A 10,556-nucleotide genomic window follows, 5' to 3' on the forward strand; every position below is an offset into this window, starting at 1 on the left:
TTTGGCCTTGCCTTCTCCCCTTCTCAGGGTAGTGCTTTGCCGTGCCTCGTCTCTGATCTTCTGCAAGTCTTCTATTTTTAATTTTGGCATATTCCTCTCCCATTATTTTTCATATTTCTTAACAATAGACATTACTTTGCTTTGTTTAACTTTTCCGTAAACATCGTTGCCGATCATCAGAACCGGTGCCAGACCACAGCAGCCAGGACAATTGATTTCTTTAAGCGTAAATGCGAGATCCTTGGTTGTACCGCCGGTGCTTATTCCCAATTCGTCGCCGATTTTTTCGACCAATCTTTTTGCCCCCCATACCTCACAGGCAGTCCCGGTGCATACGCTGATGGTATGTATTCCCCGCGGTTCGAGACTGAAAGACTTGAAAAAGGTGGCCACACTGAACACCCGGCTGAGAGGTACTTTCAGGCCATCCGCTACCTGGGTGAGGGCATCCTGCGGCAGATGTCGGTACTCTTCCTGCACATCCTGGAGGATAGCGATCAGCGTGCTCGGATCGCCGCTGTATTTCTTCATGATTTCTGAAATGTTGTGTTCACTCATGGTTCACCCTTGCTCTATCTAAGCAGATTGCAATTCTTTTAAATGCTTGTTAATGTTGCGTATTCCGGCAGTGAGTTCCTTCATACCGCCGGTGTCTCCGGGGAATAGCTCTTCTGAATCCACCTGGTATTCCCGCCCGTCTTTCTGGTGGCGATACTGGAAACGTATCTCCGGGTTGGCGACAATCAGGATTATGAGGGACTTCGCGATATCACCCAAGGGCTGGCGGTCAATGTGACTATGCTGGAAGGTGGCTTTCACGCGGGTGCCCTTTCCGGGCTCGGACTGGAGGGCTAAATCACCGCCCGCCGCGCGAGCCGCTTCCCGGAACAGGGATAGCCCCAATCCCACCTTCCGGACCGATTGGGTCGTGAAAAAGGGATCAAGTGCCTGTTTTATGGTAGCTTGATCCATGCCAGCACCGTCATCCCTGATTTCGATCTCCAACCGGTCCTCCGCCATATTTTCCTCGACTCGAATCTCAACTTCACGGGCTCCGGCGCGGATGGAATTCTCCACGATGTCGAGAATATGCAGGGAGAGATCCTCCATGGCTACTTTCCGTTACTCTTCATAACAGACCCCGCGCCCGTTTTCAGACTTCAGCGCCATTTTGAGCTCCGCGAAGGAGACTTCTTCAACCGAAAGCGGTGTGTGCCCTTTGCCGATATCTCTTAGCACATGGGCGTCGGATGACCTTAAGAAGGGGTAGTGTCCATACTGCTCGAAGGTGGCAGCAGCTTCTTTGAGGCTCATTCGCGATGACACTTCCAGGGCGTCCAGGCTCAGGTCAGCGGGGATAAATCCGAGCTGCCCGATGATGCCGAATCCTTCCCGGTCGATATGGGCGGCGACGGCCAGTCCGTTGTGGGAATGAATGGCCTCGACGATGTGCTCCAGGGACAGGTCAGTGGCCCCGATCAGTAGCCGGTTGTTAAACTCCGCTACGGTCCCGTCAGCCTCGACCACGACCTGCAGGCCGAAAGCCGCTTCGTCATTTTCGCCTTCTAGATGTTCATAAATCAGTGCTTGAATCCGGGCGGCATCACCAAGGTTGCCGAATAAACCGGCGATATGGACCTCTTCTTTGGAAGTGATCTCCATTCCTGGCAGCACAACCAAGCTGGTTGGATGGGCAGCTTCGATGACGGCGGCCAGGTTTTCGCCGGAATTGTGATCACAGATTGCGATCATATCAAGCCCCTTGCTGAGCGCTTCATCTACAATTCTCTTCGGCGACATTTCCAATTCGGCGCAGGGAGAAAGACAGGTATGAATATGAAGGTCGGCATGAATGACCCTCATTTTTCTCCTAGCAGTTTGTATAATTGGCCCGCCAGCTCGAAGGTTGATCCTTCAGTGGTGAATATGGGGATTTTCTCTTCGGAGGCTTTTTTAAGTGTCTCGCTCTCCGGCTGGCGTCCATTTACCAGGATAATTCCGGCAATACTTTTCATCGTAGCCACGGCAATTATATTGGGGTGGGTCTGGAGGGTAATCCATAGATCCCCCTCTTTGGCGTGAGCGAGCACATCGCTCAAAAGGTCGCTAGCGTAAGCACCGGTAATCTGCTTAGCTAGATTATCGACGGTTGTCATCGCTGTCAGGCCGAGCTGTTTGATGATAGTATCAAGTTCCATGGTATCCTGATCTATTGCAGGTTAACGGTGAACTTCAGATTTGTGCCGACGCTGAGCGTGGACTCCAGATACATATTGTCGGCACATCTTTTAATATTGCACAGACCCATGCCAGCGCCGAAGCCCAGTTCCCTGACCCAGTCGGGAGCGGTGGAGAAGCCGGGCTGCATGGCTTTTTCGATGTCTTCGATGCCCGGGCCAGAATCTCTTAGCTCTACGGTGATTTCTTTAGAAGTCACATGGGTGGTCAGTTTGCCTCCGTCAGTGAAAATGACGACATTCATCTCGGCTTCATAGGCTGCAATGGCCACCCGGCGCAGGATATCAGGAGGGATGCCCAAGCGTCCCAGGGCCCTTTTCAGTTTGCTGGAGGTTTCGCCGGCCCGGTCGAAATCACTGCCGATTATATCGTACTGAAAGATGAAGATGGCTTTGTCAGCAATGATTTCTTCGAAAGTATGGTTAGTATGGCGACGGTGGGTCTCCCGTTCGTGATAATCGATCTCCATTTTGTTCAGCAGGCCCCTGACAATATCTCCTTTGGTGATAATGCCGACCAGTTCACCCGTCTGGCGATCGAGGACCGGGAAGCGGCCATAGTCATAGCGTTCGAATTCTTCGACGGCATGGATTAAGGGATCAGTGTCATACAGCGTTTTCACATCCCGGCTCATGCGTTCCGCCACCGGGCAGTCCGGGTTAACGTCAGCCAGGTATTTGATGAAGTCTTCAATGCTGATCAATCCTACCAGCTGGTTGCCATCCACAACTGGTACGCCGGAAATCCGCTCATCGCGGAGCAGGTTTCGAAGATCGCTCATGCGACTATCAACACTGACGGCGATGACATCCTTAGCCATGACCTGCCCCACCTTCATCTCATAGATTAGTTCCTGAACCCTCGTAACTTCCTTGGTATCGGTCATGGACTAACCTATTAGCCTTCATATTCGGAGCAACCGGCCAGACCTTCGCGGTAGAGTCGGCCGCAGGCCTCGAACAGGGGCAGCGAGGTAGCCAGCAGGGCGATATCTTTTTCATCCGCGAGGGCGATGACCTCCCCACCCGGTTTCTTCCCCCGGACGAAGCAGATGGCTTTGACATCGGCCATCTCCGCGGTTCGGATCACCTGGGCGTTGGTCAATCCGGTCAACAGGAGGGCATTCGGCTTGATAAAGGCCAGGACGTCGCTCATCAAGTCACAACCGCAGCCGGTGTGTACCTGCTTCTGCCGGTGATCCCGGCTTGACAGGAAATCACCATCCAATATCTTGACAATCTGGGCAAGGGTCATGGATTGACCTTCTGATTGATAACCAGCTCGCCTTTCCGGATGACGCGCTGGGAGGGTACCGTTAAGGCCGGGCAATTGGCCCAACATTCTCCACAACCGGTGCATTTATCAAGGTCCACGTAGCGGGCTTTCTTGCGGATTTTCACTTTGAAGTTGCCGACATAGCCTGAGACATCCACCACTTCGGCGAAGGTCATCAGGTGGATATTCTTATGCTTCGAGACTGCCACCATTTTCGGAGTGAGAATACAGGCTGAGCAATCCAGGGTGGGGAAGGTCTTGTCGAAGTTGGCCATATGCCCACCGATGGAGGGGGTGCGCTCGACCAGATGGACCTTTTTCCCGGCTTCAGCCATGGTGAGGGCGGCCTGGATGCCGGCGATGCCGGCGCCTACGATTAACACGTCCGGATTGACGGGGACCTGTTTCTTTTCCAGAGGTTCGTGGAGGGCTACCCGGCGCACTGCCGCAGCGACCAGCGCTTTGGCCTTGTCAGTGGCCAGGCGACCGTCCAGAGTCACCCAACTGACATGCTCGCGGATATTGGCCATCTGGAAAAAGAACGGATTTTGTCCGGCATCGGCGGTGGCCCGACGAAAAGTAATCTCGTGCATCAGGGGTGAGCACGAAGCCACTACCACCCGATTGACCCGTTCGGCACGGAGATCCTCCTGGATGAGCTCCTGTCCCGGGTCGGAGCACATGAACTTGTATTCCCGGGCCACGGAGACCAGGGGCAGTGTCTGGGCGAAAGCGACTACTTCGAGGATATCCACCTTGGCGGCGATGTTCATGCCACAGTGGCATATATAGACGCCGATTTGGGGTGAACCGTTTTTACTGGGCGGTGGCATATTCTTCTTGCTCCCCAATTTTATCAGAAACAGGTAATGGAATGGTCAGACGGTGTAGGCCGAGGTTGCGGCCTGGCAGCCCCAGAGCGATACCGGCCAGCTGCGTGAAATAGCCGACCGGAACCTCACCAGCCAGCCCGTGGTCCCGGATCATCTGATGCTGGAAGCACTCCAGGTTGAATTGGCAAAACGGGCAGGCAGTGGCTACAACGTTAGCGCCGCGCCGGCGGGCTTCGGATAGCAGGATATAACTCAGCCGGACTCCCACTTCTTCGATTGTCCCGCTCAACGATGCACCACAGCAGTGGGTCTTCAGGGGCCAGTCCACCGGTTCGGCCCCGAGGGCGCGTATCAGGCGGTCCATGGTGGTGGGGTGGTAAGGGTCATCAAAGGTGGCGTAGGGCCGCACCAGCAGGCAGCCGTAGTAACAGGCCACCCGCAATCCCAGCAGCGGTCGTTTAACCTGCCCCGCGATTTTTTCCAGCCCGACATCGTTGACCAGAATGTCGAGGGGATGGCGGACCTGCACCCGGCCGGTGTACGACAAGCTCGCAGCCGCTAATGCGCTATGTATGCTCTCCCCGATCTGAGAATAGTCGTCGATGTAATGCTGGGTCTTGTTCAGGACGGCGTAGCAGGCGGCGCAAGGGGTCGTGAGGGTGGGTGGAGAGTCACCATTCCCTCCCTGGCGCTCGGCCAGGGCCAGGTTGCGGACGGACATGGCGAAGGCCTGCTGTTCATCCACCGACATGTACATGGTGGCGCCGCAGCAGTTCCAGTCCTCCAGTTCTTCATAGGCCACATCCAGGGCCTGAAAGACCGCGATCAGTGATTCCGCATAGGCCCTGCCGGTGGTCTTGCCGGAGCAGGAACATCCGGGATAGTAGAGATATTTCATGCTTCCACCCTGCCTGATTGACGGGCCCGGTCGAGTTCCAGAGCCGCCTGTTCAACGCCCCGCAAAATTGTGGTCAGTTCACCCTTGCGCTTGATGGACTCTTTCTTCATGGATAGCCGGCCTTGCCGCATGAGTTTCAGGCCCAGCAGGGCCTTCTTTTTCATATACTGGAAGGGATTGGTCTTGAGAGCCATGCGCACGATAACCCGGCCTTCGCTGCTGCGGCCGTTCCGCTGGACCAGGCGAAAAAATTCCCGGGACAGAACGGGAATACCGAACCGCTTGGGATAGATATTCTTTTCAATCGCCCGGCGCTTGAGGGCGTACATGATGTCGGTGATCTTGATATTCTTGGGGCACTCGACGGTGCAGGAGTAGCAGGAGGCGCATAGCCAGATAGTGAGGGATCGCAGGACATCGTCCTTGAGTCCCGCCCGGGTCATGGCGATGATGCGCCGGGGCGTATAATCCATGTAGATGCTCAAGGGACAGGTAGCGCTGCAAGTGCCGCACTGGATGCAGTGGGCCAGTTGTTCCCCCCCCGGCATCGCGCTTATCTCCTGCGCAAAATGGGGATCGAGGTCTCTTTCATAGCGCACTTTGCGTTCTATAGGTGGTGACGACATAACGGTAGCCTTCTAATTAGGGGCTTCAGGTTCCGGGGAAAATCGAATCGCATGGGCCAGGGGAAGTGTGTGATCGCAATATCGGAATACTAACCGCAATGAGTGATTATCTTAACAGTGCATTGGTCGGGTACTCCATTAAAACCGCAGCCCAACCGTTTTTTTAAGAGTCAATATTAAGCCCAGCGATCGAATACATTCAAGACAATTTAGGATATTTAGACACATTTATCCTGTTTAAATGCTGAACGGATTATTGTCTAATTACCTAACATATGCTAAAGTATTGATAATATATCCTTTTTTTACTTTATTGATCTTAGTCAATTTAGATTGATACAGTGGCCTCAGTGTTTGCTACGCCCTGGAAGCGGGTCAGGCAGTTAATCAACAGGCTCAGTTATCCATTTCAGGCCTGCGCCGCTGGTTCTAATTCATGCAGTTTATCCAGGGCGGCGGTAAACTGCTCCCGGGCCTTTCCCAGGTAGGTGTGGCACTCGTGGATGTAGCCATCCGCCGAAGCCGACCAGACCCGGTTCAGATAGCGTTCCCCGGAGGCAAAGATGCTCATCACATCGGCGTAGGCCTGGAGCCCGTACAGGTGGCCGATCGCTTCCCGGGCCTCGACGAAGGTGGTCAGGTCGACGGGGAACAGTTCATCGATCCGATGGCGGAAATCGTAAGGGTGGATGGACTCCTTTTCCCGATTGAGGGTAGTGATATTCTCCACCACCCGGGTCAGGCTTTGGCGGATGTTCTGGATGTTGGCGGCCAGCGCTTCCGCTTCCCGGGCGGCACGCAGGGTGGTGAGCCGAACGAGGGCTACTCCCGCCGCACCGGCAACGATGGCCACCAGAAATATTTCCCAGTATACCCGTTCCGTTTCCAACACCGCCGTCAAAGCGCCGCCCAGAAAGCCGCCAACAATGAGCAGGTATCCCAACGCTTTCATTGTGCCACCTCCTTAAGCCGAACCCAGGGCGCCAGTTATGACATAATACAGGGCAAAGCCGACTCCAACCAGGGCTTCACCGACAATGAGTCCCGCCGCTACGGGCACCCCAACTCCTTCCGACCACTGCTTGCCTTTTTTCCAGTCCGACCACAGCCGCAGCAGGGTGCCGATGGTGTAGGTGAGAACGATATTGAACGGCAGGTAAAAGCCGAGGCCCACGAGGATACCCAGGCCGCCGATGCCGCTGGCGCTCAGGAGGGCGCCCAGCCCGGCGCCGGCCACGTACTTTTCAACCGGGACCTCACCGCCGAGGATGCCGCTGATCATACTGGCCAGAGCCGTTCCCTGGGGAGCCGGGAGCCGGTCACTACCCAGGGTATAGGCCTTGTGCAGCACGAAAATGAGGATCATAACCAGGATCGGCCCCAGCCAGGTGCCCAGGAACTGGCCGATCTGCTGTCGGCGGGGGATGGCCCCCACCAGGTATCCGGTCTTCAGGTCCAGCATGAGGTCGGTGGCCTGGGCCATGGCCACGCAGGCGGCGGCGCCCACCATGACCGAGGATATAATCGCCGCCTTATCGCCCAGGCCGCTGCTGATGATGATCAGAATAGTGACAGCTATCAGTGTCATGCCTGACAGGGGGGACCAGTTCGTCCGGCCGATGCATTCAGACAAGACCACCCCGGCGACCCAGATCCACAGCGTCCCCAGAAGGGCCATGATGACCCCCCGCAGCAGGCCCATCTCGGCCACGGAGTTATAGGCAATCACGAGCAGCAGCAGGGTTGCCAGGCTGATGCCGATGTACAGCAGGCGGATGGGCATTTCATCCTGGGAGAGGGGCGTTTTCGTTTTGGCGGCCATCTGCATGCTCCTCACGGCACTGACCACCAGCGGCAGAGCCAGAGCGATGCCGGTCAGGGCCCCGCCGATCAGCATGCCGATGCCCACCGGTCGGAACAGCTGCAGGCGGAGATAGGAAGGCATGCTCGTCGCCATTTCGGTCAGTGTCTGGGGAGTTGGCAGCAGTCCCAGGGCGGCAAGCAGGGGTGCCAGAATCCAGTAGCAGACGTAGCCACCGACGATGAAATATACGCCGCCCTTGCCGGCCAGGAAACCCACTCCGATGGTCAGGAGGGAGATGTACCAGACGCCGTTCATGTACTGCGGCATGCCGATAAGGTTGCCCAGTTGCCAGTTTTCGAAGCCGGTGAGCTGGCTGATGGAGTGAACGCCGGCGCTGACGGCCGCTCCGCCCAGCAGCAGGATGGCCTTGTGGAGGCCCGCGCCCGGTGATTTGAGAATGGCGGCCACGGCGATGCCGCCGGGATAGGCCAGGCGCTCGAAGTCGATCATCTGCTTGCGAAGGGGGATGATGAAGGCGATACCCAGGACGCCGCCGGCGATGCACCCGAAGACCATGAGCACCGGATTGAACTCCGTCTGTCCCAGGATGAACAGGGCCGGGACGGAGAACATCATGCCGGCCGAGGCGCCGTTGACCGCGCTGGCGATGGTCTGGTTGATATTGTTCTCAATGATACTGGTGCGCCGCATGATGCCCCGGAGGATACCGAATCCCAGGATGGCGGCCAGCTCCGAGCCTTCGATGGAAAAGCCCAGGATCAGGCTGGCATAGCCGATGCTTAGGGTGATGATGGCCCCCAAGAAGTAGCCCACCAGGACGGCCTGCCAGGTGAGCTCGGGATAGGACCCGGTCCGAATAGGCCGTTCGCGGCTGATCTCAGCGGTTGTCAACGTTGCACCTCCTACTGGCTGAAGGGGATGATAATGATTCCTGGACCCGTGTCCGGATTGACACCAGCCGAATGCTTAATGGTCATGCTTGATGAGCACTGGCCAATCGATGTATTGCAACCTGGGTAAACTTAACAGCTGGGCAGCGAGGATGCGGAAGGGTTTTGCGATCCGCTCGGATACAGGCCGGGAGATGCTGCTGCGGAAGCAGCGGTGATGTTCAGGGACAGGCGGGGCGGTCCATAATCCTTCCTGACGCCTGGTCTGTATCTCAATTGCCAGAGGATTACCATTGCCATATAAAGAACAGCGGCAAATCTGCCAGCAGGCAGGAAATAGCTTGACTTTGTAATTAATATATTTATATTGAAAATAAATGAGGCAGTGATTGATGTTTAATTGCCTGAATTATTGATATATAATCACTGTAAGTAATATAAAGTACTGGATTATTTAACGATATAATGGCGATAATTTCAGAAACCGAAAGGTTAAAAAGAATAACAACTTAGCATTTATACTTACGGATCATGGAAGGGAAGCGTTCGAATTAAGCATGTTAAATATTATATAGCAAGGAGGGGGATCAAATGAAATCTATTAGTACCACGGCATTAATTCTTGTGATGGTGTTTATGATCGGTGGCAACGTTCTGGGGCAGGAATGCGGGTGGACAAAGACAGGGAACAATGTCTATGCATCCAATTCCGGCAACGTTGGCATCGGGACGGCGTCCCCTGGCTGCGGCTTCAGTTTCAGGCCTACAATATTCTGTGAAAAAGGAGCATACCAATGAAACCGGCTAGACCTTATTTCCTACCTGCAATGCTCCTCATAGCGATGATAGCCTGTAGCGACCCGGAGGACGCGATCATAGACGCGGACCTGCTGGAGGGGGTGTGGCGGGTAGACCCGCTGATTACGCCGGATAGTACGATAGTACCTCGTTGGGAAGGCCCCTTGGTAATTCAATTCGGTGGAGAAATGGAAATCGAGGGCTATTATGGTCGTCATTACTACCAGGGTGTGTATGAAATCCCTGCGCCCGGCTCGATAGAGATTACCATCCTCTCCAGCTCCGCGGACACTGTGCAGGATGTTAGCAAGACGTCGGTGCGCTTCCTGGAGGCCCTGTCCAGCGTCTCGAAGTACACCTTGCGGAAAGACACGCTGGAACTATTCAATAAGGGCCGCGAGTACGTGATCCATGCCAGCCTCGGCCTGGTGGATGAGGAACTTCTCGGCGTGGTCTGGAAAGTGGACACCCTACTGGCACCGGATTTCCATCTTATCCCCGGGGATACTTTGATGACGGTTAAGTTCTACAAAGAATACCTTTTAGTCGGCGGAGGGGGAGCCTGTAATTATTTTGCAGGAACCTTTACCAATACAGAAAAGGGATCTTTGAATATTGAAGTTCGTTCAGTGACACTTATGTCATGTGGGCGCAGGCCGGATCTTCTTGATGGCTATTATTTTTGGGCGTTGGACAGTATCACTTCCTACGAGGTGAGTGCTGGCAGGCTGCGTCTCCATGACTACGGTCTTCGATATATAATCAGCTTCAGCGTTGAACAAACGGACACGAACCTGGCCAGGATAGAGCCATACACCTTTTCTGAGGACTAAAAGTTTATGGTAGAAAGAATGATACGTACCATTAAACGAACAGGCTGCAAAACAGCACTCCTGCTTTGCCTTCCGATGATTGTTGCCGCCCAACCCGCCAAGGTTCCTTCCCACGTAGAAATCTACCCGGTGGACTCAGGATCACATGATGGCTTAACAGCTTCTGGATCGGAGAGTTATGTGGCCTTCCAAGAAGTGATCCAGATTCCCGGGGCATCATGGCTGCGGCTGCAGTTTCAGGCCTGCAATATTCTGTGAAAAAGGAGCATATCAATGAAAGCGGCTACTTTTTCTTACCTATCTGCCATCCTGCTCGCGGGGCTGATTGCGTGTAGTAATA

General features: G+C 54.8%; 12 protein-coding genes. 1 reads left to right on the forward strand and 11 read right to left on the reverse strand.

Annotated elements, in window-relative coordinates:
• Nucleotides 1-102: 102 nt before the first annotated feature.
• The 11 genes from ACETWG_08625 to ACETWG_08675 form a co-directional block, all read right to left on the reverse strand.
• Nucleotides 103-558, reverse strand: coding sequence for an NAD(P)H-dependent oxidoreductase subunit E (locus tag ACETWG_08625; GenBank protein ID MFB0516655.1), 456 nt, complete (start codon nucleotides 556-558; stop codon nucleotides 103-105).
• Nucleotides 559-576: 18 nt separating this feature from the next.
• Complete coding sequence (locus ACETWG_08630; GenBank protein ID MFB0516656.1) at nucleotides 577-1,110, reverse strand: ATP-binding protein; 534 nt, start codon at nucleotides 1,108-1,110, stop codon at nucleotides 577-579.
• Between the two features lie 12 nt (nucleotides 1,111-1,122).
• The gene (locus ACETWG_08635) at nucleotides 1,123-1,863 is read right to left on the reverse strand and encodes a PHP domain-containing protein (protein MFB0516657.1); all 741 of its coding nucleotides are present in this window, start codon (nucleotides 1,861-1,863) and stop codon (nucleotides 1,123-1,125) included.
• Complete coding sequence (locus ACETWG_08640) at nucleotides 1,860-2,198, reverse strand: DRTGG domain-containing protein (GenBank protein MFB0516658.1); 339 nt, start codon at nucleotides 2,196-2,198, stop codon at nucleotides 1,860-1,862. The genes ACETWG_08635 and ACETWG_08640 overlap by 4 nt, the downstream gene beginning before the upstream one ends.
• A gap of 11 nt (nucleotides 2,199-2,209) precedes the next feature.
• On the reverse strand, nucleotides 2,210-3,124 hold the full coding sequence (locus tag ACETWG_08645) for a CBS domain-containing protein (protein MFB0516659.1): 915 nt from the start codon (nucleotides 3,122-3,124) through the stop codon (nucleotides 2,210-2,212).
• Nucleotides 3,125-3,135: 11 nt separating this feature from the next.
• Entirely contained in the window at nucleotides 3,136-3,492 is a 357-nt protein-coding gene (locus ACETWG_08650; protein ID MFB0516660.1) for a DRTGG domain-containing protein, read from the reverse strand.
• Nucleotides 3,489-4,346, reverse strand: coding sequence for an FAD-dependent oxidoreductase (locus ACETWG_08655; GenBank protein MFB0516661.1), 858 nt, complete (start codon nucleotides 4,344-4,346; stop codon nucleotides 3,489-3,491). The genes ACETWG_08650 and ACETWG_08655 overlap by 4 nt, the downstream gene beginning before the upstream one ends.
• Nucleotides 4,330-5,244: a CoB--CoM heterodisulfide reductase iron-sulfur subunit B family protein gene (locus tag ACETWG_08660; protein MFB0516662.1), complete on the reverse strand. Its 915-nt coding sequence runs from the start codon at nucleotides 5,242-5,244 to the stop codon at nucleotides 4,330-4,332. Before ACETWG_08660 ends, ACETWG_08655 begins: the two co-directional genes overlap by 17 nt.
• Nucleotides 5,241-5,870, reverse strand: coding sequence for a 4Fe-4S dicluster domain-containing protein (locus tag ACETWG_08665; protein MFB0516663.1), 630 nt, complete (start codon nucleotides 5,868-5,870; stop codon nucleotides 5,241-5,243). The genes ACETWG_08660 and ACETWG_08665 overlap by 4 nt, the downstream gene beginning before the upstream one ends.
• A gap of 409 nt (nucleotides 5,871-6,279) precedes the next feature.
• Entirely contained in the window at nucleotides 6,280-6,822 is a 543-nt protein-coding gene (locus tag ACETWG_08670; GenBank protein ID MFB0516664.1) for a hypothetical protein, read from the reverse strand.
• Nucleotides 6,823-6,834: 12 nt separating this feature from the next.
• Nucleotides 6,835-8,586 carry an OPT family oligopeptide transporter gene (locus ACETWG_08675; protein ID MFB0516665.1) on the reverse strand — a complete coding sequence of 584 codons (1,752 nt, stop codon included), beginning with the start codon at nucleotides 8,584-8,586 and terminating at the stop codon, nucleotides 6,835-6,837.
• Nucleotides 8,587-9,379: 793 nt separating this feature from the next.
• Between ACETWG_08675 and ACETWG_08680 the strand changes: the two genes are divergently transcribed.
• Entirely contained in the window at nucleotides 9,380-10,216 is an 837-nt protein-coding gene (locus ACETWG_08680; protein ID MFB0516666.1) for an META domain-containing protein, read from the forward strand.
• Nucleotides 10,217-10,556 lie beyond the last annotated feature (340 nt).

Source organism: Candidatus Neomarinimicrobiota bacterium (genome assembly GCA_041862535.1).
GTDB lineage: Bacteria > Fidelibacterota > Marinisomatia > SCGC-AAA003-L08 > TS1B11.

What these genes read in the sequence shown, in the direction of transcription:
- ACETWG_08635 (MFB0516657.1), bottom strand. Translation starts at nt 1,863, where the DNA reads ATGAGGGTCATTCATGCCGACCTTCATATTCATACCTGTCTTTCTCCC.
- ACETWG_08625 (MFB0516655.1), bottom strand. Translation starts at nt 558, where the DNA reads ATGAGTGAACACAACATTTCAGAAATCATGAAGAAATACAGCGGCGAT.
- ACETWG_08670 (MFB0516664.1), bottom strand. Translation starts at nt 6,822, where the DNA reads ATGAAAGCGTTGGGATACCTGCTCATTGTTGGCGGCTTTCTGGGCGGC.
- ACETWG_08660 (MFB0516662.1), bottom strand. Translation starts at nt 5,244, where the DNA reads ATGAAATATCTCTACTATCCCGGATGTTCCTGCTCCGGCAAGACCACC.
- ACETWG_08680 (MFB0516666.1), top strand. Translation starts at nt 9,380, where the DNA reads ATGAAACCGGCTAGACCTTATTTCCTACCTGCAATGCTCCTCATAGCG.
- ACETWG_08655 (MFB0516661.1), bottom strand. Translation starts at nt 4,346, where the DNA reads ATGCCACCGCCCAGTAAAAACGGTTCACCCCAAATCGGCGTCTATATA.
- ACETWG_08650 (MFB0516660.1), bottom strand. Translation starts at nt 3,492, where the DNA reads ATGACCCTTGCCCAGATTGTCAAGATATTGGATGGTGATTTCCTGTCA.
- ACETWG_08645 (MFB0516659.1), bottom strand. Translation starts at nt 3,124, where the DNA reads ATGACCGATACCAAGGAAGTTACGAGGGTTCAGGAACTAATCTATGAG.
- ACETWG_08630 (MFB0516656.1), bottom strand. Translation starts at nt 1,110, where the DNA reads ATGGAGGATCTCTCCCTGCATATTCTCGACATCGTGGAGAATTCCATC.
- ACETWG_08640 (MFB0516658.1), bottom strand. Translation starts at nt 2,198, where the DNA reads ATGGAACTTGATACTATCATCAAACAGCTCGGCCTGACAGCGATGACA.
- ACETWG_08665 (MFB0516663.1), bottom strand. Translation starts at nt 5,870, where the DNA reads ATGTCGTCACCACCTATAGAACGCAAAGTGCGCTATGAAAGAGACCTC.